Source organism: Gracilibacillus boraciitolerans JCM 21714 (genome assembly GCF_000521485.1).
GTDB lineage: Bacteria > Bacillota > Bacilli > Bacillales > Amphibacillaceae > Gracilibacillus > Gracilibacillus boraciitolerans.
Window position 1 is genome coordinate 363,628 of the sequence record NZ_BAVS01000001.1, and the last position, 24,704, is coordinate 388,331.

General features: G+C 35.4%; 18 protein-coding genes and 6 pseudogenes. 1 reads left to right on the forward strand and 23 read right to left on the reverse strand.

What is annotated here, in order from left to right; translation table 11 throughout:
- The first annotated feature begins 30 nt into the window (after nucleotides 1-30).
- A complete protein-coding gene (gene lexA / locus JCM21714_RS01880) occupies nucleotides 31-654 on the forward strand; it encodes a transcriptional repressor LexA (protein ID WP_035721285.1) in 624 nt (207 codons plus the stop codon).
- Nucleotides 655-810: 156 nt separating this feature from the next.
- Here the strand turns inward: lexA and JCM21714_RS01885 are convergent, their stop codons facing one another.
- The 23 genes and pseudogenes from JCM21714_RS01885 to JCM21714_RS22655 form a co-directional block, all read right to left on the reverse strand.
- Nucleotides 811-1,740 (reverse strand): N-acetylmuramoyl-L-alanine amidase, encoded by a 930-nt coding sequence (locus tag JCM21714_RS01885; protein WP_084040541.1) that lies wholly within the window; start codon nucleotides 1,738-1,740, stop codon nucleotides 811-813.
- A gap of 224 nt (nucleotides 1,741-1,964) precedes the next feature.
- Nucleotides 1,965-3,295 (reverse strand): annotated as a pseudogene (gene glnA / locus JCM21714_RS01890) (type I glutamate--ammonia ligase).
- 24 nt (nucleotides 3,296-3,319) lie between these two features.
- Nucleotides 3,320-3,715 (reverse strand): MerR family transcriptional regulator, encoded by a 396-nt coding sequence (locus JCM21714_RS01895; protein ID WP_035721287.1) that lies wholly within the window; start codon nucleotides 3,713-3,715, stop codon nucleotides 3,320-3,322.
- A 146-nt stretch (nucleotides 3,716-3,861) separates the two neighbouring features.
- Nucleotides 3,862-5,081, reverse strand: a pseudogene (locus JCM21714_RS01900) (methionine gamma-lyase family protein).
- The gene (gene hflX / locus JCM21714_RS01905; RefSeq protein WP_369403383.1) at nucleotides 5,078-6,331 is read right to left on the reverse strand and encodes a GTPase HflX; all 1,254 of its coding nucleotides are present in this window, start codon (nucleotides 6,329-6,331) and stop codon (nucleotides 5,078-5,080) included. Before hflX ends, JCM21714_RS01900 begins: the two are co-directional and overlap by 4 nt.
- Nucleotides 6,332-6,409: 78 nt before the next feature.
- The gene (gene hfq, locus JCM21714_RS01910; protein WP_035721289.1) at nucleotides 6,410-6,634 is read right to left on the reverse strand and encodes an RNA chaperone Hfq; all 225 of its coding nucleotides are present in this window, start codon (nucleotides 6,632-6,634) and stop codon (nucleotides 6,410-6,412) included.
- A 38-nt stretch (nucleotides 6,635-6,672) separates the two neighbouring features.
- The gene (miaA, locus tag JCM21714_RS23450; RefSeq protein ID WP_369403418.1) at nucleotides 6,673-7,269 is read right to left on the reverse strand and encodes a tRNA (adenosine(37)-N6)-dimethylallyltransferase MiaA; all 597 of its coding nucleotides are present in this window, start codon (nucleotides 7,267-7,269) and stop codon (nucleotides 6,673-6,675) included.
- On the reverse strand, nucleotides 7,215-7,607 hold the full coding sequence (locus JCM21714_RS23455) for a tRNA (adenosine(37)-N6)-dimethylallyltransferase (protein ID WP_369403384.1): 393 nt from the start codon (nucleotides 7,605-7,607) through the stop codon (nucleotides 7,215-7,217). The genes miaA and JCM21714_RS23455 overlap by 55 nt, the downstream gene beginning before the upstream one ends.
- 69 nt (nucleotides 7,608-7,676) lie before the next feature.
- Nucleotides 7,677-9,513 (reverse strand): annotated as a pseudogene (gene mutL, locus JCM21714_RS01920) (DNA mismatch repair endonuclease MutL).
- Nucleotides 9,514-12,112: pseudogene (gene mutS / locus JCM21714_RS01925) on the reverse strand (DNA mismatch repair protein MutS).
- Between the two features lie 196 nt (nucleotides 12,113-12,308).
- Nucleotides 12,309-12,872 (reverse strand): outer spore coat protein CotE, encoded by a 564-nt coding sequence (locus JCM21714_RS01930; RefSeq protein ID WP_035721291.1) that lies wholly within the window; start codon nucleotides 12,870-12,872, stop codon nucleotides 12,309-12,311.
- Between the two features lie 473 nt (nucleotides 12,873-13,345).
- A complete protein-coding gene (locus tag JCM21714_RS01935) occupies nucleotides 13,346-13,765 on the reverse strand; it encodes a YlbF/YmcA family competence regulator (protein WP_035721293.1) in 420 nt (139 codons plus the stop codon).
- Nucleotides 13,766-15,346 carry a tRNA (N6-isopentenyl adenosine(37)-C2)-methylthiotransferase MiaB gene (gene miaB / locus JCM21714_RS01940; protein ID WP_035721295.1) on the reverse strand — a complete coding sequence of 527 codons (1,581 nt, stop codon included), beginning with the start codon at nucleotides 15,344-15,346 and terminating at the stop codon, nucleotides 13,766-13,768. It lies immediately after the preceding gene.
- A gap of 113 nt (nucleotides 15,347-15,459) precedes the next feature.
- Nucleotides 15,460-16,380, reverse strand: a complete 921-nt coding sequence (locus tag JCM21714_RS01945; protein ID WP_035721298.1) for a dipeptidase — start codon at nucleotides 16,378-16,380, stop codon at nucleotides 15,460-15,462.
- Nucleotides 16,381-16,450: 70 nt separating this feature from the next.
- A complete protein-coding gene (locus JCM21714_RS01950; RefSeq protein ID WP_035721300.1) occupies nucleotides 16,451-16,711 on the reverse strand; it encodes a stage V sporulation protein S in 261 nt (86 codons plus the stop codon).
- A gap of 125 nt (nucleotides 16,712-16,836) precedes the next feature.
- A pseudogene (gene ymdB / locus JCM21714_RS01955) lies at nucleotides 16,837-17,638 on the reverse strand (2',3'-cyclic-nucleotide 2'-phosphodiesterase).
- Nucleotides 17,639-17,709: 71 nt separating this feature from the next.
- On the reverse strand, nucleotides 17,710-19,275 hold the full coding sequence (gene rny, locus JCM21714_RS01960; RefSeq protein ID WP_035721305.1) for a ribonuclease Y: 1,566 nt from the start codon (nucleotides 19,273-19,275) through the stop codon (nucleotides 17,710-17,712).
- Between the two features lie 368 nt (nucleotides 19,276-19,643).
- Nucleotides 19,644-20,690, reverse strand: coding sequence for a recombinase RecA (gene recA / locus JCM21714_RS01965; protein ID WP_035721308.1), 1,047 nt, complete (start codon nucleotides 20,688-20,690; stop codon nucleotides 19,644-19,646).
- A gap of 194 nt (nucleotides 20,691-20,884) precedes the next feature.
- The gene (locus tag JCM21714_RS01970) at nucleotides 20,885-22,141 is read right to left on the reverse strand and encodes a competence/damage-inducible protein A (protein ID WP_035721311.1); all 1,257 of its coding nucleotides are present in this window, start codon (nucleotides 22,139-22,141) and stop codon (nucleotides 20,885-20,887) included.
- Nucleotides 22,141-22,720: pseudogene (pgsA, locus tag JCM21714_RS01975) on the reverse strand (CDP-diacylglycerol--glycerol-3-phosphate 3-phosphatidyltransferase). The gene JCM21714_RS01970 and the pseudogene pgsA overlap by 1 nt, the downstream one beginning before the upstream one ends.
- Nucleotides 22,721-22,883: 163 nt before the next feature.
- Complete coding sequence (locus JCM21714_RS01980; protein WP_235182540.1) at nucleotides 22,884-23,798, reverse strand: helix-turn-helix domain-containing protein; 915 nt, start codon at nucleotides 23,796-23,798, stop codon at nucleotides 22,884-22,886.
- Nucleotides 23,799-24,057: 259 nt separating this feature from the next.
- Complete coding sequence (locus JCM21714_RS01985) at nucleotides 24,058-24,315, reverse strand: DUF3243 domain-containing protein (protein WP_035721316.1); 258 nt, start codon at nucleotides 24,313-24,315, stop codon at nucleotides 24,058-24,060.
- Nucleotides 24,316-24,401: 86 nt separating this feature from the next.
- Nucleotides 24,402-24,704, reverse strand: coding sequence for an SDR family oxidoreductase (locus JCM21714_RS22655; RefSeq protein ID WP_268748273.1), 303 nt, complete (start codon nucleotides 24,702-24,704; stop codon nucleotides 24,402-24,404).

Consider the following 24,704-nt stretch of genomic DNA (forward strand, 5'->3'; position numbering starts at 1 on the left):
AATAAATAATACGTATAAGGAGATTTAAATATGACAAATCTATCAAAACGACAAGAGGAGATACTGGCTTATATAAAAAAGCAAGTAGAGCTTAAAGGTTATCCTCCTTCGGTTAGAGAAATCGGCGAAGCGGTCGGACTTGCATCTAGTTCTACTGTACATGGTCATTTAGCTAGAATTGAGAAAAAAGGATATATTAGAAGAGATCCTACAAAACCACGTGCAATCGAAATTCTTCAGCAGGAAAATGAATTTGAAATTCCAAAAACAGAAGCAATATTTGCTCCTGTAATCGGTAAAGTCACTGCAGGTTTACCAATTACAGCAGTTGAAAATATTGAAGAGTACATTCCAATTCCATACAATGAAATGAATTCTAATGAGCAATTATTTGTGCTTATCATAGAAGGAGATAGTATGATCGAAGCCGGAATTTTAAATGGGGGGGATAAAGTTATTGTCAAACAACAGAACGTGGCCCAGAATGGAGATATTGTTGTTGCGATGACCGATGAAAGTGAAGCCACTGTAAAACGGTTTTTCAAAGAGAAAGATCATTTCCGTCTTCAACCGGAAAACGCCACAATGGATGCCTTGATTTATGATAATGTTAGTATTCTAGGTAAAGTAGTAGGTTTATATAGAAGTTTATAAGAATGAAGAAAGAGGTGCATGATATATGCATCTCTTTCTTCATTCTTAATAGCTAGACATATATTGTTCTCTTTCCACAGGGTGTACGTCGTTCGGATTATTAAGATTTTTATTTTAAGGGTACATTTTAATTTATTTTGGTTCTTTTTTGTTTAACTAAAAGGTTCCATTGTTCAATCTTTTTTGTAACTCTTTGATCACCATAGATGGTTCACTTATCACACCATCCACAGGTGTACCTATATATTGTTGCAACTTACGGATAGTTTGAGGTCCTAAATAACCATCAACCTTAGCACCAACTTTACTTTGTAATGCTTTTACTACAAGACTTCCACCTTCGATAAAAGTAATACCAGATACAATTTTATCTGTAACAGCATTTCGTAATTGGTTACTGATCACACTATCCACCACTGTGCCTAAGTATTTCTGCAATGCTTTTGTGGTTTTTTCTCCCCACCAACCATCTATTTTTAAGTTAGTTTCTTTAGTTTTTTTCTTAGCCTTAACCACATTAGGATCCTTTGCTTTTACTTTCTTTTTTAATCTAAATATCTTAAGCAAGCCATTCACATGCCCCCCCTGTGCAATGTCATTCAGAAAAGAATCATTTTTTAATCTTATTGCATCATTAGCAGCATCAATAAATCCGTTCTCCGTTAAAATAGCTGGCATGTGAGATTCGCGCAGCATATGGAAATCTGCTCTTTTCATCCCTCTGTTTGGCATCTGAATTTCAGCAGTAATTGCTTTATGCATGATGTTACGCATTTCAGCAGTTCTCGAACTATTAGACAACTGATTATAAATATAATCTTCATAACCTGTGCCTCCACCTGCATTAATATGAACGCTAATAAGATAATCTGCTCCCCCCCATCTATTGGCATCATTAGTTCTGCCGCTAAGTGATAATGTTTTATCATGGGTACGGCTAATACGAAAAGAAATACCTTGATACATACTTAGCTTTTTTCTTATTTTTAGTGAAATAGCTAACGTTAAATCCTTCTCTCTTAAACCGTTTCCTGTGGCTCCTGGATCCATACCGCCGTGACCTGGATCAATATATATTTTAGCCATTGAAAATCACCCCTTTAAATCATCATAGAAAAAACCATTCCTTTTGAAACGGCTAATCCTTGTTAATATTTTTCCAGCTTCTTGTATTTCTGATTTTTTAAAGGGATTTTCTGACACCATTACCACTTTTAATTATGACATTTCTTTTGGATAAGCCCTAGAAGAAATATCCATCAAAATAAATAAAAACCCCCCCTAACACGAATGTGTCAAGGTTCCTCGTATTAATAGCTAGACATATATTGTTCTCTTTCCCAAGGGTGTACTTGCGTACGGAACATATCCCATTCAATTTCTTTTGATTCAATAAAGTGTTCAAATAAATGCTCACCTAATGCTTCAATGATTATTTCATCTTTTTTCAATTCATTTAATGCATCCGCTAAAGTCGCTGGTAAGTCTTTTACTCCATTAGCTTCACGTTCCTCTTTATCCATGATATAGATGTTACGATCTACAGCTTCTGGAGCGTCCAGATTGTTTTCAATACCATCTAAGCCAGATGCTAATAATACTGCTAATGCTAAGTATGGGTTTGCAGCCGGATCTACACTACGTACTTCAACACGGGTACTGAGGCCACGAGAAGCTGGTACACGAATCAGTGGACTACGGTTTGATCCAGACCATGCTACATAACAAGGTGCTTCGTAACCAGGCACTAAACGCTTGTATGAATTTACTGTTGGGTTTGTAACTGCAGTAAAGGATAAGGCGTGCTTAATGATACCTGCAATAAATTGATATGCGGTCTCGCTTAATTCAAGTGGACCATTTTCATCTAGGAACGTATTGGTGTTTCCTTTAAATAATGACATGTTACAGTGCATACCAGAACCGTTTACACCAAACAATGGTTTAGGCATGAATGTTGCATGTAAGCCATGTTTACGTGCAATTGTTTTAACCACTAGTTTAAATGTTTGAATATCGTCTGCATGTTTTACAGCATCGGAATATTTGAAATCAATTTCATGTTGACCTGGTGCAACCTCATGGTGAGATGCTTCAATTTCAAAACCCATTTCTTCTAATTCAAGCACGATATCACGACGCAGTTCTCACCTAAGTCTGTTGGTGCAAGATCAAAATATCCACCTTTATCGTTTAAATCAAGAGAAGGATCTCCATTTTCATCCAATTTGAATAAGAAGAATTCAGGCTCTGTACCAATATTAAATGCTGTGAAACCAAGTTCTTTCGCCCTTTTTATGTTACGCTTTAAGTTATAACGAGGACAACCTTCAAATGGTGTTCCGTCCGTATTATATATATCACATATAAAACGAGCTACTTTTCCTTTTTCAGAAGTCCATGGAAATACCACAAAGGTATCAAGGTCTGGATATAGTTTCATATCGGATTCTTCAATACGTACAAATCCCTCGATAGATGAACCATCAAAAACCATCTGGTTATCTAAGGCTTTATCCAATTGGCCTAACGGAATCTCCACATTCTTTATTGTTCCTAATAAATCAGTAAATTGTAAACGAATAAACTTAACATTTTCCTCATTAATTTTTTGTTTTATTTCTTCTTTAGTTAATCCCATTGATTACTCTCTCTCCTTTATATTTTAATGGAAGAATCGTGATAATTCTCCCTGTCTCAACGATGTTTTGCCATTTCTTCCAGCATCTAATAGTTCTTTATGTAACATCTTACGAAGATCTTTCTCCGAAATTTCTGAAGCTTTTTTGTCTAAAAGTTCCTTACCTGTTTTCGGCAGATCTTTCAGGAGTAACACTTGCTTAATACCTGCTAAGTTTAGTCCTTTTTCAATTAATTCTTTTATTTCCAGTAGACGATCTACATCATTAAAAGAAAACAACCTTTGATTTCCTTCTGTACGAGATGGATATATCAATTGATGCTGTTCATAATATCTAATTTGCCGAGCTGTCAACCCTGTTAATGACTTTACAATTCCAATTGAAAATAAGGGCATGGAACGTCTATCAAAATCACCCATTACTTCACCCCCCCTTCCATCTGCCTACTATAAGTATATTATACATGATGTAATTTTCATGTCAAGAAATGTTAGAAAAGTTGACATGAAATATTTTTGAAAATGATTATTTCTATTTATGATTTTAGTTCCTTTATAATTGCTGATTATTTTAGTACTTTGACAGCTTCGATTACTGCTAATTTTACATGACTATAGGTGAGACCACCTTGTACAAATGCTATGTATGGAGCTCGAAGTGGACCATCAGCTGTCAATTCTAGACTGGCTCCCTGGATAAATGTACCAGCAGCCATAATGACATCATCATCGTATCCGGGCATCGGTGCTGGATATGGTGAAACATGGGAATTAACTGGCGACTGTGTTTGTATCGCTTGACAAAAGGCTACCATTTTTTCAGCATCTTGAAAAATGACAGATTGAATAAGGTCCGTACGTTTCGCATAATATTCTGGTGCGGTATCATATCCTGATGCTTTTAAATACGCAGAAGTAAAAATAGCACCTCTAAGTGCCTCACTTACAACATGCGGAGCTAAGAATAATCCTTGATACATTTCTTGAAGCATACCGATACTGGCACCTACTTCTTTTCCAATTCCAGGTGCTGTTAAACGATTGGCAGCCATTTCTACATACTTTTCTTTTCCAACGATATAACCACCCATTCTTACAATACCGCCACCAGGGTTTTTTATAAGGGAACCAGCTATCAAATCTGCTCCAATATCTGTTGGTTCCTCTGTTTCTACAAACTCGCCATAACAATTATCAACAAAAATAATCAGATCGTAATTTATGCTTTTAATCTCCTTTATTATTTCCTTCATTTCACTTATTGTTATCGAAGGACGGTCGTCATATCCTTTTGATCGCTGAATAGCAACGACCTTTGTTTTTTTGTGATAGCATGTCGCACTGCTTCCATATCAATTTTTCCATCTTTTAAGCTGATATCCTGATAAAGGATACCAAAATCAGCTAACGAACCAGTCACGTGTGTTTGATGACCGATCACTTTTTTTAATGTATCATAAGGTGCTCCAGTAATATATAATAACTCGTCTCCAGGTCTTAGAATGCCAAAAAGCGCTGTACTAATGGCATGTGTGCCTGAGGTTATTTGTGGTCTGACAAGTGCATCCTCCGATCCAAAAATAGAAGCATATACCATCTCTAATTTATTCCTTCCAAAATCATCATAACCATAACCAGTAGTCGGATTAAAATCACTATCGCTTACTTGATGTTTCTGGAAGGCTGCAAGAACTTTTTGTTGATTTTCTAATTCAATCTCCTGTATTTTCTGAAAAATTGGTTCGATTTTTTTTTCAATTTCCCTAATTAAAAGCGACGAATTCATTCGTGATTAAACTCCTTTATTTCTCTCATTATCGCGTGATTTGGATCAACATATCCCTCTAAATAATAGCTAAAATGCTTCTCCTGATATTCTTCCTTTTCCAATATCGTGTACTGACGAATTTTTGATAACTTGGTTGATTCACTTTCTGGCACATGTAAAGCAAAATGAGACCATTGTTCTTTAATAAGCCGTTCTGTCTTGTTTTTGACATGTTTAATATGATTGTCGTCCAACGCACTGATTAGCAAATATGGATGGGTTGTTGGCACAAAATCAGTCTTATCTATTAAATCTTCTTTATTATATATCGTTAAAATTGGAATCTTATCTGCCTCTAACTCAGATAATAATTGATAAACAGTTTGTTCATGGTTATCTCTATTCGGCGCTGCTGCGTCAATAACGTGGATGATAAGGTCTGCTTCTTTCACTTCTTCTAAAGTAGATCGAAAAGCAGCAACCAAAGCTGTCGGCAAATCTTGAATAAAACCCACCGTATCTGTAAGTAAAACCTCCAGATTAGAAGGTAACTTCATTCTTCTAGTTAACGGATCGAGTGTTGCAAAAAGTTTATCCTCATACAACGTATCACTTTTCGTTAAACTATTAAATAATGTAGATTTGCCAGCATTCGTATAACCTACAACCGCGACTTGAAATAATTGGTGACGTTTACGATTGCCCCGATATTGCTCTCGCTGATTTACAACTTGTTCTAATCGTTTCTTAATATCATCCATACGTCTTCTAATATGACGACGATCTGTTTCTAACTTCGTTTCTCCTGGTCCTCTTGTACCAATACCAGCACCTAACCTGGATAAGTCTGCACCTTGACCATGAAGTCTTGGTAACATATAAGTATATTGCGCTAATTCTACTTGCAGCTTGCCTTCTTTTGTTCGTGCTCTGGCTGCGAAAATATCTAATATTAGTTGACTTCGATCAATCACACGAACTTCTAGTTGTTCTTGCAGATTTCGAATTTGACCACCAGATAACTCTTCATTCGTAATGACAATTTCTATTTCAAACTCATTTATTAACTCTTTTATTTCTTTTAGTTTACCTTCCCCTACATAATAGGCGCGATGTGGCCTTGGTCTTTTTTGAATTATAGTCTTTATAACTTCGCCTTCCGCAGTTTTCACCAAAGCTTCTAGTTCATTTAAAGAATAATAAAATTGTTGCTCATTAGTTCGTTCATGCATAACGGCTGCTAACAGTACTTTTTCGATAATAATCACCTTTTTACCTTTTCTTATTATTTTTATTTTAATGCATAGAAAAGACGCTACTTTATTATAGCGCCTCCTAACAATCATTTATTCCTTTTCAAGCGTAATATTTTTTGCTGGAACAAAAGTAGAGATTGCATGCTTGAAAATCAATTGTTGCTTACCATCTGTTTCAAGTAATACAGTAAAATTATCAAATGCTTTCATTATACCTCTTAATTGAAAGCCGTTTGTTAGAAATATAGTCACTGGAATACGTTCTTTTCGAACTTGATTTAAATACTGATCTTGAATATTTACGGATTGAGACATGGTAGATCCTCCTCTAATTTCTCTATACTTTATTTATTCTATCTTTCTTTATAGAATCCTTCTAAATCTAATAAAATATTTTGAAAAACCTGCTCTTGGTTATCTTCTGTTATAGGATACCATTCCACAGGCATTTTATTTTTAAACCATGTATATTGCCGTTTAGCAAATCTACGTGAATTTCGTTTCAATAGCTCAACTGTCATCTCTAACGATTGTTCACCTTGTAAATAAGGGATGATTTCTTTATAACCAATCCCTCTCAATGCTTGAGAATCAGCTAAGCCTTTCTGATAATAATGGTTCACTTCTTCTATTAAACCATTTTCAATCATTTGATCTACTCGTTTGTTAATACGTTCATATAACAACTTTCGATTCATTTCCAGTCCGATAATACGAAAATCATACTTGGAATCGCTTTGTTGAGTTCTTTGATAATCGGTCATCGTTTTCCCTGTGCGATCATATATCTCTAAAGCGCGAATAACACGGCGAAGATTATTGGGATGAACTTTATCTGCTTGTATAGGGTCTACCCTTTTTAAACGATTATAAACCTGTCCGATTCCAACTCTTTCTATTTCTTCTTCGATTTTTTTCTGATAGTAAGTATCCCGCTTATTATCAGCAATTGATAGTTATATAATACGGATTGTATGTATAATCCTGTACCACCTGCAATAATTGGACGTTTATTATCAGCAATAATCGTCTGAATAGCGTCTTTAACGCATCTTTGAAAATCTGCAACAGAAAAATCCTGAGAAGGATCAATAATGTCAACCATATGGTGGGTGATACCAGACATCTCTTCTTTTGTCACTTTGGCAGTACCAATATCTAACCCTTGGTATATTTGCATCGAATCTCCGCTAATCACTTCACCATTAAAGGTCTTAGCTAATTCAATAGCAAGTGCTGTTTTACCTACAGCAGTAGGTCCTACAATTACCACTAATTTCTCTTTCAAGTTATCACTTCCAAAGATGCTATTACTTTCTTATTTCAGTATACAATAATTTATAACAAGCTTCATCTTTTACATGACTCTTTTAAACATTTTTTCCATTTCATACGTCGTAAATTGAATAATAACCGGCCTTCCATGTGGACATGTAAAAGGTTCCTGACACTGCCGCAAGTCATCAAGTAATCGTTGCATATCCTCAATATTTAAGTAGTGATTTGCTTTGATGGAGCGTTTGCACGACATTAAAATAGCAACTTGTTCTCTCAGCTTGTGGATATTCACTTGTTTATCATGAATCAGCTGATCTACCATTGCACGAATCATTTCTGTCTCTTCTTCTCTCGGAAACCAATAGGGATGAGAACGAACGATATAGGCATTTTGGCCAAAAGCTTCTAGAAATAAACCTACTTTTTCAAATTCATCTTTATACTGTTCGATTAACAGGGCTTCCTGTTGGGTGAATTCAAAGGTCAATGGTACTAATAAATTCTGAAGATGATTTTCGACTTCTCCAATTTTATCTCGATAAAATTCATATTTTATTCTTTCCTGCGCTGCGTGTTGATCAATAATGTATAGTCCAACATCATTCTGTGCCAGTATATATGTACCATGATGTTGTCCGATCGGATACATTTTAGGAACTCGATCGATATTTACAGTATTTGATTCTGTTTTGATCGACAGCAATTCATCGCTAGTCTTATCCTTCAGCCACGTTTGCTCTTCTTCAAAAGCAATATTTGAGCCTGTCGAATCTGTTTCTCTTATATACTCAGGATTAATCAGACCTTTATTAATCTCTGGCTTCACGTCTGAAAACGTATCTCTTTCAAATATAGTATGGTCAAATTCAAATTGTGGCTGATCAGACTTTTCCTTTTTAATGCTTGTTTTTTGCCCACTGGGAATTAAAGTTTGCTGATGCAAAGTATTCTTAACCATTTGTTCCACAGCTTGAAATAATTCCTTTTCCTTACTAAAGCGGACTTCCAATTTAGTTGGATGGACATTCACATCAATTAAATAAGGATCCATTGTTATATTCAAAACAACAATTGGTTGCCTCCCAATTGGTAAAAAGGTGTGATAACCGTTCGTTATCGCCCTCGCTAGTCCAAAGCTTCGAATAAAACGTCCGTTAACAATAGTGGTTATATAATTTCTGGAAGCACGGTTGATTTCAGGCTTTGCAATAAATCCACTAATGTCATAATCTAGTGTTCTGGTTTGAACAGGAATCATTTGGGTTGCTACAGACATACCATAAACAGAGGCAGCAATTTGTTTTAAATCTCCTTTACCAGCGGTTTGAAATATTCGCTTATCATTATGTGTTACTTCAAAGCGTATCTCAGGATGTGAGAACGACATGCGGTTAATAATATCAGTAATATGTCCTAATTCTGTATGAATTGTTTTCATATATTTCAATCTGGCCGGTGTATTAAAAAAGATATCCCTAACCGTAATTTCAGTTCCCTTACGAGCATCACTTCGAGCCTCTTCTATAATATGCCCACCTTCTAAAACTATTTTAGTGCCTGCTTCTTTACCTGTGGAAGTTTTCATTTCGAGTCGACTTACAGCAGCAATACTTGCTAACGCTTCTCCCCCCCGGAATCCTAACGTGCGGACATGAAAAAGATCGTCCTCACTACGAATTTTACTTGTAGCATGCCTTAAAAAAGCTTTCTTACATTGATCATGGGGGAATACCAATGCCGTTATCGGTTATTTTTATTTCCTGCAATCCTGCTTCTTTTACGTCAATTTTAATTGTTGTACTTTTAGCATCCACACTATTTTCAACAAGTTCTTTTACAACAGATGAAGGACGCTCAACGACCTCACCTGCCGCTATTTTATTAGCTAAATAATCCGGAAGTTCGTTGATTTGCATCTATTTTCGCCCCCCCTTTTGTTCTTGAACTTTCTTCTGTAATTGATACAGCTCGTTCATCGCTTCCATTGGAGTCATATCAAGTACATTCCATTTTTTTATTATTTCGATAATTGTTTTATTATCTGAGTTTTCTACCAGTTTAGCAGGTTGTTCTTGTTGGAAAAAAGAAATTTGTTCCATTGAGTAATCATTGTTATCGTTCTTCTGAACAGATGGAAGTTGTTCACTTGACTCACCTTCTAATTGTGATAAGATCACCTTTGCTCTATCAATTACTTCGTTTGGTAACCCAGCTAATTGCGCTACATGAATACCATAACTCTCATCTGCTGCCCCCCCATCATGGATTTGATGAAGAAATACTACTTTCCCTTCTATTTCTTCTGCTCGAACATGAATATTTTTCAATGCTGGTAAGTTTTCTTCCAGATCTGTTAATTCATGATAATGCGTCGAAAATAAGGTCTTCGCTTTTATATGACTGTGAATATACTCGATAATAGCTTGTGCTAAAGCCATACCATCATAGGTACTTGTACCACGACCAATTTCATCAAATAAAATTAAACTGTCTTTCGTTGCATGTTGGACGGCATAATTTGCCTCTAACATTTCCACCATGAAAGTACTTTGTCCAGATACAAGATCATCCGCTGCACCAATACGTGTGAAAATTTGATCAACAATGGAAATTTCTGCACTTTTTGCAGGAACAAAGCAACCAACTTGAGCCAAAATAACGGTTAATGCTAATTGGCGCATATAGGTACTTTTACCAGACATATTAGGCCCTGTTATTAATAATAAATGTTTATTATTTGATAAGTCGATTGTATTTGGGACAAATTCTTCTTTCATTACCTTCTCCACAACCGGATGCCGACTTTCTTCTAAATAGACACGACCATTTGTAGTGAAGGAGGGTCTCACGTAGTTATTTTCTTCACTAACTGTTGCAAAGCTTTGAACCACATCAATTTCACTAATAACTTCTGCTAAGCGTTGAAGTTCCGGAATAAAATTTTTAACCTTTTCTCTTATTTCCAGGAAAAGTTGATATTCTAGTTCTACACTTTTTTCCTCTGCTTCTAATATCAACGTTTTCTTTTTCTTTTAATTCCTCTGTTATAAAACGTTCTGCATTTGATAGCGTCTGTTTCCGTTGATATCGATCTTCTGGAACAAAAGAAAGATTTGCTCTTGTTACTTCTATATAATATCCAAAGACTTTATTAAATCCAATCTTTAATGATTTAATGTTTGTTTCTGTCTTTTCTTTTCTCTCTAACTCAGCAATCCAATTTTTTCCGTTCCGTGATGCATGACGATATTGATCTAAATCGGTGTGAAATCCATCCTTCAAAATGTTACCATCCATAATGGAAATCGGTGCATCTTCTGCAATACTCTGCTCTAACAGTTGAAACAATTCAGGTAAACTGTCCATATTATTTGCCATTTTTTTAATAGACTTATTGGCGAATTGTTTTAATTTTTCTTTTATGGCAGGCACTTTTGCTATCGACCGTTTTAATTGGATTAAATCACGTGCATTGACATTTCCAAATGAAACCCTTCCTGATAAACGTTCCAAATCATAAATCGATTGTAATGCTTCCCTTATTGCTTCCCGTTCAAAAAATTGATCATAAAAACCAGTAACAAGTTCGAGGCGATTCTCAATCAGCGATTTTGTTAATAGTGGCCTTTCTAACCATTTTTTTAATTTTCTCGCACCCATAGCTGTAACGGTGCGATCTATCACCCATATAAGACTGCCGAACTTTTCATTTCGCATTAAAGAGGAGGTTATTTCTAAATTTCGTTTAGAATACATATCTAGCGTCATATGTTCATTTAATTCAATTACTTGTGCTTTTTTAAGATGTTCTATAGCACGCTTCTGGGTATGAAATAAATAATTATATAACACAACACAACTATGTTGCAAATCAGCATTTTCCACATCTTCCACTAATATTTTCATATCCGCCGGAAGAGAGATCTCTTTAGCGAAGGATACCGTTAACTTCATTTTATCAGTTAAATCACTAATGAAATCAACGGATAAATCTTGCTCTACTACTATCTCTTTAATTGGTCGGTTGTATAACTCACTTAAGACGGCATCCCATCCGCGTGTAATATTCATTACAAACGTTTCACCTGTCGACATATCAGAATAGGAAAACGTAAAATGATTTTCATTTGTTTCAGTTATAGCTGCTAAATAATTGTTTTCCTTATCCTCCAGCATGTTACCTTCCATAACTGTTCCAGGCGTTATAAGCTGGACTACTTCCCGTTTGACAACACCCTTTGCTGTCTTCGGATCTTCCACTTGCTCACAGATTGCTACTTTATAACCTTTGTCGATCAAGGTCTTTATATAACTTTCTGCCGAATGATAGGGTACCCCACACATCGGTATTCCACCACCATCACGACTAGTTAAAGTTATTTCTAGTTCTAAGGCTGCCTTTTTGGCATCTTCAAAGAACATCTCGTAAAAATCTCCTAATCGAAAAAATAAAAAGCAGTCCTGATAATCTGCTTTTATATTTAAATATTGTTGCATCATCGGCGTATAACTCATACTCGTATCCTCCAAAATCCTTTCAATCTTGTATAAGTATAGCATAGATAAAGATTAGAGTTGAATTATAATTATTTTCAATGAAGCTATTATTATTCTAAATCATATTGTATACTGCAATATGATTAAACCGTAAAAAATAATACAACTTTACACAAAAAAATACAGTGTGAGCTTTCCCCCCACACTGTAAATATTATTCTTCTTCCTCATCGTCTAGAAAATCTGGATCGATTTCGTCTAGTTCATCATCTGAAATTGCAAGATCCCAATCCTCATTGTCATATACTTTTCCTTTCGGATCTACTTTCACACAGATTTTAGTTTCTCCAATCACTTCTACAAGAAATTCTCTTTCAACATCTACTTTGATTTTATTACCTTTTGTTTCAATACTACATTCCAAGCAGTTTGGTTGCTGAATGACTTTTGCAAGTACTTCACAATCGTCGCCGATGTGGTGTTTATCACGAATAGACAACGGGATGTAATCGCAATATTCTACGCGTTCTGTTACGACTTCTGTTTTAGTATTATCGTTAAAGGCATACCAGACATTGACATCATAGTGACCACTGATTTCTACAGTATCTTTTTTTACTAGTTTGGCATGGTAGTTATGATTGATAATCCAACAACCTAATATACTTGACGGCCTGTGTGGTGGTGTGATGGTGTTCGTTTCTTGCTTAAATTTTCTACCTTTCCCAATAACCGCTTTTGTTATAATTTCTCGGTATTGCTGATCTAGAAAAGACATGGAATTATAACCTCCCTCTTATTTCAATTCCATCATATGCGAGATATTCGTCTATAGTGCCATCATTATGATAAAAAAATGCTGGGCCATAGATTCTACTTCATCCTATGCAGAAGCCTAGAAAAGTGTACTTCATAAAAATATATTCATATGTATAATTTCAGCTCACAAACAAATTCTGCACATATGGAAGTTTACGCGCAGTAACTTATAAGATAATATTGATATGGTATAACTGCGTAACAAGCCGAAGCGGTTGTTACACCTAATATAAATTTCAAAATGACTACTCATTAAATCGAAGTTATGTCGCATCATCTTCCTTTTATTCATCAACTAATTCTTATTCTGTGCAATCTTAAAAAATATTTATTAGCTTGCAAAATAACTGGATACTTACCAATATATAATTTGTTAATTAACAAAAAACACATGATCAACTGTTTGTAGTTGATCATGTGTTTAAAATTGAGTTAACAGTGGCTTTGTCCCTTTTTCGAACCTGTTTCGCCAGCTAACAAATCGCCGCCTGTTGAGCGTATCACTTCATTGGTAATTTCTCTTGCAATTGTATTTGTCACTAGCTGTAAAATACCATTTATGACAACCTGTGATTCCTTGAATTCTTGCACAAGAGGAATTTCATCGATTTCTGCTTGCAAACGATCAATTTCTTCTTCCACGCGTTTCAATGCTTCTTGTTTGCCATACGCTTGAAAATTGACTGCTTGTTTTTGTAAGGCTTTAATTTTTTTAATTAAACTCTGAATTTTATTATTTTCATTCAATTTAGCTTCTAACTGTTTAAAGCGATCAATTTCTTCTATATTAGCCATTTTATTGGCTAAATTCTGTGCTTCTTCAATCACTTCTGCTCTCGTATATTTTGCCATTTAATTCACCTCAACTGCTGATGCAACCATTTCGCCATCAAGTGTCCATGTCTTCGTATTCGTAATTTTCACTTCTACAATTTCACCGATTACAGATTTCGGACCTCTAAAGTTAACTAATTTGTTACGCTCAGTATAACCGGATAGCACATCAGGATCTTTTTTACTTTCACCTTCTACTAATACTTTCACAGTTTGACCCAGGTATTTCTCCATTGCATCTGCCGATTGTTTATTTACCAAAGCATTTAATCGTTGTAGACGCTCTTTCTTCACTTCCATTGGAGTATTGTCTTCCCATCGTGCAGAAGGTGTACCTTCTCTTGGTGAATAAATAAACGTATACGCACTTTCAAATCCAACTTCTTCCATTAGTGACATAGTTTCTTCAAACTGTTCATCTGTCTCGTTTGGAAAACCTACTATAATATCAGTAGTTAACGTTGCATTTGGCATCGCTTGTCTTATTTTTTTAACTAAATCAAGATATTGTTCTCTTGTGTACCTACGTGCCATTACACGTAAAATATCTGAGCTACCCGATTGAACTGGCAAGTGGATATGATCTAACAGATTACCACCTTTCGCTAACACTTCAATTAAGCGATCATCAAAATCTCTTGGATGTGAAGTAGTAAATCTTACACGTGGAATATCAATTTTACTTATTTCCTCCATTAAGTCACCAAGGCCATATTCAAATTCTAAATCTTTACCATAGGCATTGACGTTTTGGCCTAATAAGGTAACTTCTTTATAACCTTGTGCAGCTAAATGACGGACCTCCTTGATAATGTCATCAGGCATACGACTACGCTCTTTCCCTCGCGTGTATGGAACGATGCAGTAGGTACAGAATTTATCACAACCGTACATTATATTAACCCATGCCTTAATTTTACCTTTACGGACTTTCGGAAGGTTTTCAATTATATCCCCCCCTTCTTTTGACCATACTTCTACGACCATTTCTTTGCCAAACATGGCTTCATTAATTAATTGAGGTAAACGGTGAATATTATGTGTACCAAATATTAAATCAATAAAAGGATGTTTTTTTAGGATCCGGTTTACCACCGATTCTTCCTGAGACATACAGCCACATACACCTAAAATTACATCAGGATTTTCTAGTTTAAGAGGTTTTAAATGTCCAATTTCACCAAATACTTTATTTTCCGCATTTTCACGAATTGCACAAGTATTTAATAAAATAATGTCAGCATCATTGGTTTCTTCAGTTGCTGTATAACCCATTTGGGACAGTATACCTGCCATAACTTCTGTATCGTGCTCATTCATTTGACAACCATACGTACGGATAAGAAATTTTTTCCCTTTACCTATTGCTCTCATCTCTAGTGGAATATCAAAATCATAATGAATATCAACATCTTTTTTCAAACGTTTTTTTGCCTTTTTCATGTTCGGTGGTTCATAGGTGGTTTGAAAATATTTAGAAATCAAGTCGTCACTTGTCATGTTCTTTAATCGGTCCAAATTATCATTCGCATCGGATTTTACGTCCGCCGAATTCTTTTGGTTGATTTGTTGACTTTCTAGTCGTTGCTTTTCATTCATTTATTTTTCTCCTTTCTTACCCCAAATCAATCTAACAAAGATAAAACTACTTCATCTATTATAGGGGGGGATTAACCATTGAAACACAAAGTCTATTTACTGATTTCTATCAATTATGAAGGGAAATGTCTAATAAAATTTAAATATTCCATTTTTTCACATTGTTTCCTATGAAATTTTTGATGAATTGCTACATCTAGATTCTGATAATCAGCAATCAAAACTAAGTCTTCTATGAAACGATCTGTACCGTCAAAATCAGAGCCAAATACAAGGTGATCTTCCCCCCCACCTAAATGTATAATATATGCAATATGTTGAAGTAAATCCTCTATTGTCGCCTTCCCTTGATTCACAACAAATTTTTCGACAAAAGTGATGCCAATTAACCCATTTTTTTTAATTAATTGCTTTATCTGTTCATCATCTAAATTTCGTCTGTGGTGACAAATCGAACGACTATTGGCATGAGAGACAATAACATGGTTTGCGATCTGGAGAGCATCTTGAAAACCTTCTCTGGAAACATGTGCTAAATCTACCCAAACTTGTTCTTTGTTAGCTAACTCAATCACCTCTATTCCAAAATGAGTTAGACCTGCTCTCCGCGTTTCATCTATACCATCAACTGCAAGGTTAGCATAATTCCAAGATAAACCAATCATCCTGACACCTAGTTGAATAAGCAATCGTAATTTGAACAAATCACTTCCAATACAGTCCAAGCCTTCTAATGTAAGAATCGCTCCTTTTTCAATTGCTTGTAACCTATCGAAATCTGCCTTTTCTTTTATCCATTTTATATTGGAATAGGATTTAATGATTTTCTCATGAAAGAGATCAACCATTTGCAGAGCAACGATAAATTTTGATTCATTTGGAACATATTCTGGTACGTATATAGCAAAGCATTGAATTTGGACAGGACTATACAACCATTTCTGATAATTAACATCTAATACCAAATCATTATTAAAATCAACCTGATGAGCCCACATTTTCAATAATGCATCACAATGGCAATCAATAATCATGAATTCACTCCTCCATTACACACAAAAACCTGTTTGTTTTAAAAACAAACAGGTTACTAATGATTCTTTATTATCTTGGTTCTACAATTAACTTAATTGCCGTACGTTCTTCATTATCAATCATAATATCTGTAAAAGCTGGAATGCAAATGAGATCCACTCCACTTGGAGCAACAAAACCACGTGCGATCGCTACGGCCTTCACTGATTGATTAAGTGCACCAGCACCTATTGCCTGAATTTCTGCTGTACCACGTTCTCGTAATACGTTTGCAAGTGCGCCTGCTACTGAATTTGGATTTGATTTTGCTGAAACTTTTAATATATCCATTCCTGGTACCTCCTTCAAATGCTATTGTTATCCCACTTTTACTATATTCATGATTATGAAAGATATTCCTTTTAATTATGAAGGATAAACGCGAAAATTTCAAATAAATTGACAGAAATATTCACTTATGAGAAGAAGGGATGATCATCATTGATTTGAATTCGTTCGATTTTCGATGCCTTACCAGTCGTTGCATCTATATCTATCAGTACACCACTCAACTGAGTTCTGCCTGACTTTGGCACCTCAAATCGAACCGGTAATCCGGTTAAGAATTTTTTGAGAACAGCTTGTTTTTCCATACCTAAAATTTCATCGTAAGGACCTGTCATGCCTACATCAGATATATAAGCAGTCTGGTTAGGTAAAATACGATTATCAGATGTTTGAACATGGGTATGTGTTCCAATAACTGCGCTAACCTTCCCATCTGTATACCAACCTAACGCTTGTTTTTCACTCGTTGCTTCCGCATGGAAATCGACAAAAATAATATTGGTACGTTTTTTTGCTTCCTTATATAGTTCATCAAACTTGCGAAAAGGGTCATCAACAGGTTGCATAAATGTCCTTCCAAGTAAATTAATAACGGCTATCTCTATACCATTGGATTTAATGTATACAATGTCCCTGCCAGGCATATTAGGAGGTAAATTACCTGGACGCACCATGTAGGTAGCATCATCAATAAAGTTAAAAATTTCTTGTTTATCCCAAGTATGATTACCCATCGTAACAGCCTGAGCACCCCACTCTAAAAAATTTTTATATATTTTTTCATTAATCCCTTTACCCGCAGCTGAGTTCTCGCCATTGATAATCGTTACATGGGGGGGTTGGTATTTCGTCTTTAACTTAGGTAAATATTCTTGGACCATATCTCTACCAGGTGAACCAACAACATCCCCCAATAAATAAAATCTTCATAAACTTCTACCTTTCTATTATAGCAACCATAGTTTTTCATAAAAAAGAGAGGCCATTAGCGCCTCTTTTTTTTATTTTGCGTATTCGACAGAACGGGTTTCCCTAATTACAGTTACTTTAATGTGACCAGGGTAATCCAGTTCATCTTCAATTCTCTTTCTAATATCTCTTGCAATCTTAGTAGATTCAATATCATCTATTTCATCTGGTTTCACAATAATTCGAACTTCTCTACCAGCCTGAATAGCAAAAGATTTCTCTACTCCTGCAAATGACTCTGAAATCTCTTCTAACTTCTCTAATCGTTTAATATAATTTTCCAATGTTTCACTTCGCGCACCTGGACGTGCAGCAGATAAAGCATCAGCTGCCGCAACAATTACAGAAATAATAGAGGTTGCTTCTTCATCACCATGGTGTGAAGCAATTGAATTTATCACAACTTCATTCTCTTTGTATTTTGTTGCTAGTTCTTTACCAATTTCAACGTGACTACCTTCCACTTCGTGATCAATAGCCTTTCCGATATCATGCAATAAACCAGCACGTTTAGCAAGTGTTTGATCTAATCCGAGCTCCGCAGCTAGTAATCCGGATAAGTATGCTACTTCTGTAGAGTGTTTTAAAACATTCTGTCCATAGCTAGTTCGATATTTTAATCGACCTAAAATTTTCACTAAATCAGGATGAAGACCATGAACCCCCCCAATTTCAAATGTTGTCTGTTCTCCAAATTCACGAATATACTCGTCGACTTCTCGTCTTGATTTATCCACCATTTCTTCTATTCTTGCTGGGTGAATACGACCATCCTGCACTAGTTTTTCTAATGCGATTCTAGCTATTTCTCGTCGTATCGGATCAAAACCAGATAAGATAACAGCTTCAGGCGTATCATCAATGATTAAATCAATACCAGTTAATGTTTCCAAAGTTCGAATATTTCGACCTTCACGACCAATAATTCGGCCTTTCATCTCATCATTCGGAAGATTGACAACGGAAACAGTGGTTTCAGCAACATGATCAGCTGCACATCGCTGGATAGCAAGGGATAATATATCTTTAGCTTTTTTATCCGCTTCTTCTCTTGCTCGATTTTCTGCATCTTTAATTATCATGGCTGTTTCATGTGTTACTTCTTCTTCCACACGTTGTAAAATAACTTGTTTTGCCTGATCAGTAGTATATCCTGAAATCCGTTCTAGTTCTGCTTGTTGCTCGCTTAACATTGCTCCAACTTTGCCTTCCATTTCTTCAATTTGTTGTTGTTTTTCTGTAAGCGAACTTTCTTTTTTCTCAAGTAATAATTCTCGTTTGTCTAAAGTTTGATCCTTACGGTTTAGATTTTCTTCCTTTTGCATGAGACGACTTTCAAGTTTTTGAATTTCTGCTCGACGTTCTCTTAGCTCTTCATCAGCTTGTTGACGAATTTTATGATTCTCATCTTTCGCTTCTAATAAAGCCTCTTTTTTAGCCACATCAGCGTTCTTATGACCTTCTTCGACAATTTGTTTTGCTAATTCTTCTGCGCTTGATATTTTCTTCTCTGCAACGGTCTTGCGAATCAGATAACCAACAACAATACCGACAAATGTAAGCAAAATGGAGATGGCAATAAATCCTAGAATTTCCACACCTTCACCTCCTCTTGCTATAAACTTGTACAACTTTTAAAGTCGGCATGTACAATGAATACTTTTTGTTAAATTTTAATGTATAATAATTTTTAAATTATACATTTTAATTTTAATCGTGAATTACTAAGATGTCAAGGAATGTAAGAATATCGTTGATTAATAAGAAAAATGATAAAAATACAGATAAATAGACAAAGATTAACTTATGCAGCAATTATGAAACGGTATTAAGTTTCGGCTTGTCCGCTTCTCTTTCCACGGATACTTCTCAACAGTAAGTGAACAGTATCTTTCTTTTATTCAAACAACATGGGCGTTCTCTAATGTAATAAAGCTCCGTAACCTGTGGTTGCGGAGCTTAGTTATTATTCTTCGAGTATACTTTGAGGAACATCTTCGGTTTCATCTGTATTTTCAGTTACCTCGTCTAATTCATAGTGAGCACGAATCGCTAAATAAATTTCATCTGCCATTGCTGGATTTTCCTTAAGGAATTGTTTGGCATTTTCTCGGCCTTGACCAAGTCTTTCCTCATTATAGGAATACCATGCACCACTTTTAAGTACAATATCCAAATCCGAACCAATATCCAGTAATTCTCCTTGCCTAGAAATTCCTTCCCCCCCATACATGATATCTACTTCTGCTTGTTTAAATGGAGGCGCTACTTTGTTTTTAACCACTTTAATACGTGTTCGGTTTCCGACCATGTCATTTCCGATTTTTAAAGTTTCTGCACGTCTCACTTCCAAACGAATGGATGAATAAAATTTTAATGCTCGGCCCCCAGGAGTTGTTTCTGGACTACCAAACATGACACCTACTTTTTCACGAATTTGGTTAATGAAAATAGCTGTCGTCTTTGATTTATTAATAGCTCCAGAGAGTTTACGTAATGCTTGTGACATTAATCGAGCTTGCAGACCCACATGGGCATCACCCATTTCGCCTTCAATCTCAGCCTTAGGTACTAGTGCTGCAACAGAATCAATAACAACCATATCAACCGCACCACTTCGAACTAATGCTTCTGCTATTTCTAATGCTTGTTCACCAGTATCAGGCTGTGATAATAATAACTCGTCAACGTTTACACCCAAATTTTTTGCATATACTGGATCTAAAGCATGTTCAGCATCAATAAAGGCTGCTTGTCCACCAGCTCTTTGTGCTTCTGCAATTGCATGAAGCGATACAGTAGTTTTACCTGAAGATTCTGGACCATATATTTCAACAACTCTTCCTCTTGGATAACCGCCTACACCTAATGCCACATCAACTGCGATTGATCCACTGGAAACAGTGGCAATTTTTTGTAAGCCTTGTTCTCCTAATCTCATAATTGAACCTTTACCAAACTGTTTTTCAATTTGTTTTAACGCCATATCTAAGGCTTGTTGTCTATCGCTCAAAATTATTCCTCCTTCATATTCCTAATACTATCTTACAACCTTTCTGCTCGTTTCACAAGTAAAAAGTCGAATAAATGTTCCCTTGTTTTTCCTTAATTTACGTATGAAAATTGAAAAAAAGTCAGAGGAAAAGCACCTTTTCAATCCTTATGATAGGTGAAAAAATGCTTTTTGCGCTGAATTATTTATTCTTTTCATTCCCTTTTTAGTTGATAATACACCATTTCATAAGCCTTTTTAACGGCTCTATTTCTGACAGTCTTTCGATCACCATGAAATTGAAATTTTTGTGTATTATAGCTGTTATCCTGATCACAAATAGAAATAAATACAGTGCCTTCCTCTTGATTTTCAAATTGACCTGGTCCAGCTACACCCGTAAAGCTAATTCCAATAGTAGACTGATAGGTTAATTTCACTTGTGATGACATTGCTTCTGCACATTCTTTACTTACTGTCCCGTGTGTTTCCAGTAGTTTTTCATCAATATTTAAGGCTTTTGCTTTCGAAAAAGACTGATAGACAACCGCAGCACCATTAAAAACCTCAGATGCACCTTGATGATCTACAATACTTGCTGCGAAAGCTCCACCTGTAAGGCTTTCTGCACTAGCAATGGTTAATTGTTGTTCTTTTAGAAGATCGAATACTTTTTGTCCAATATTCACTTGATCATAGCCATAAAGATATTGACCAACTATAGCAGTAATTTTGTTTTCTAAACCATCAATTAATTTATCTGCTTCTCTCAAACTATTAGCTTTTGCGGTTAAGCGCAGTGCTACTTCACCTTCTGAAGCTAATGGAGCAATGGTAGGATTTGTTTGATTCGAAATTAAAGATTGCAGTTCATGTTCCAGTTGTGATTCCCCCCCTATGCCGATAAATCGCAGCATTCGCGAATGAATGACAGCATCAAGCTTTAATTTCCTGGTCAAATATGGAATCACTTCCTCCATCATAATTGCCTTCATCTCACGGGGGGGTACACCAGGCATAAAAATCCACAACGTATTATTATAGTCAACAATTATTCCTGGAGCAATTCCAACTGAATTTTTTAGTACCATTGCACCTTTAAAAGTATGTGATTGTTTTCGATTATTTGGAGTCATCGTCCGATTATTTTTTGCAGAAATTTGCTCCATCTTAATGATAGTGGCTTCATCTTCTATAATTTCCAGCCCCGACAATTTTTGAAATGCCTCCCGTGTTAAATCATCTTCAGTTGGACCAAGACCTCCCGTTATAAAAACAATGTCAGATCGTTTATCTGCGTCACTAAAAATAGTAGTAAGTCGATTTTTATTATCTCCTACTACAGTATGATAATAGACGGAAATCCCTTGTTCTGCTAAACATTCAGATATCCAGGTAGCATTGGTATTCACGATTTGGCCTAATAAAAGTTCCGTTCCAACAGATACTATTTCCGCTTTTATATCTTTCATTATTTAGAAGCTCCCATCACATTCCAGTTTTTAACAAAGTATTCTACACCAGACACGATCGTAAGCACGAGCGCCGCATATAGTAAGATCATGTCAACAGGTATCCCGATTGCTGAAAATGGCACGTTATGTAACAACATTACGATGATCGCCAAAATTTGCAAAACAGTTTTTAATTTTCCCATTTGACCTGCAGCTAGAACAATACCTTCACCTGCAGCAACTAAACGTAGACCGGTAACTGCAAACTCACGACTGATAATAATAATGACCACCCATGCCGGAGCCATCTCTAACGCAATTAATAAAATAAATGCAGCAGAAACTAATAGCTTATCTGCCATTGGGTCAAGAAACTTACCAAGATTAGTTACAAGATTATACTTCCTTGCATAATATCCATCAAGCCAATCAGTAGCAGAAGCAACAGCGAAAATAATCATCGCGATCAAATGAGAAATCGGGATAGCCTGATCAGCGACCTGCCATGTTCCCCCATTCAAATGGATAGGATAATAATAAAATAAAAATAGGTATCAACATAATACGTGATATAGTAATTCGATTTGGTACATTCATTCCAATACACTCCCTCTTTCTAACAAACAAATTCTATTAATATTATTTTTATTCCCTTTACTCAAGCTACAAAACGTTTCCTAAATATAAATTTTAATCCAGATAAAAGTTTGTATATAAACAAACCCTCTTCTATGAATAAAGAGGGGGTTATCTCTGATTATTACTGTTTTACGATGGTAATCCACGCATCTTGAACGGCAGTTGGAGCTATTTCATCCGATAATGGCAACTCTTGGCCATTTATTGAAATACTTATATCTTGCGGCATCGCAAACCTTATATATAGCTCTTCTACTTCTGAAATATCTATTTCTGTTGGACTTTTATCAGTCGTTAAGGTCTCGTAATACAATCGATTTCCACCTTGATTTTCCATTTGTATCCAGTTTTGACTTACTGTATTTAAGGTGATGGTTAATTTTTCTTCGGTTGTTGTTACGGTGTAATACGATTGATTATTTTCATAACTGTCTAAGCTAATTTCAGTTGTCGGTTCAGAATCTTCAACATCTGCCTCTTCTCCATCTTTTCCAACTGCATTCTCATTTTCTGTTGGTTTTTCTTCTTCTTCCTGATTTGGATTTGACTCTTGATTTGGTGGTAACTGGACAGATTCTCCTGCTGTATCGTCACCATTATCTGCTGACGAGGGATCACTACCATTTCCAAAGTAATTTTGGTTAAATAACCAAACCAATACGATAATCCCAACGATTAGCAAAACAACAATCATACTTGGTAAAAACGAGAAAATAACTGGTGTATTTACAGCAGCTTTATTTTTCTTACTACTTTTCACCCGGGAGAGCGCAATGTTTTCCTCTTTTTCAAAAGGTAAATCATTTTTATATTCTTCCATTAGTTCTTCCGCATCTAATCCAAGTGCATTTGCATATTCTTTAATAAAAGCCCGTACATAAAACGATCCGGGCATAACTTCGAATCGTTCATTTTCAATGGCATCTAAATACCTAGCTTGTATCTTTGTAACTTTTTGAACTTCATCTAAAGATATATTTTTAAGTTCACGTTCTTGCTTTAATCTTTCTCCAATTCCCATAGTAACACCATCCATCAATCAGTAATCTTTATTCTATTTAAACAAACAATCTTGTTGCTAATTTCTTCTATTATATATGACGTTTTATCATTAGAATTTGTTTCATTTAAAATGACATATCCTTATCATATCTTAAAATATAACGAATGAAAAGTGAAATTATGTTAGAAAACAAGAAAAATTAAAAAACAGCAATATAACTTTAACAAAAAGATAGAAGAAATGATAAAACCCTATAAAACATAATTTGTTATGTTTTATAGGGTTTTAAATACTATTTCGATGCTTCGTTTTGAACAAGTTTAACCATTATATTTGCAATGGCATGTTGTTCTTTTGCATCTGCCGCATTCCATAAGTCACGCAAGATTTGTTCTTGATCATTTTTAGCTTGAATTTCTGTTGATAAATAATCACCAATGTCATACGCAAGTTCAGAAATAGCTTGATTACTAATTCCATTACTTTGAGCTTCATTTAAACGGTCACCCAAAAAATCTTTCCATGACTCAAAATTATCAATAACAGACATGTTCATTCCTCCTTTATCAGCATACATTACTATTTTTCGATAATTTCCTGAAAATATGCATGCAAACAAATAGCAGAATTAGTCAATTAGCTCCAAGCACCATTTACGCGAATAATTTCGCCCTGAATATAGGAGGAATGATCACCACATAAAAATTGAACAGCATCTGCCACATCCTGAACAGTACCTGCACGCTGTAAAGGAATTTCTTGAACAAGCTCATTTTTTTCATCATCAGTTAACATATTATTCATTTTGGTATCAATAAATCCGGGACTTACCCCATTGACATAAATATTACTTGGCCCCAGCTCCTTAGCTAAAGATTTAATGAAGACATGCTGGCCACCTTTAACGGTAGAGTATGCAACCTCACAACTAGCTCCAAT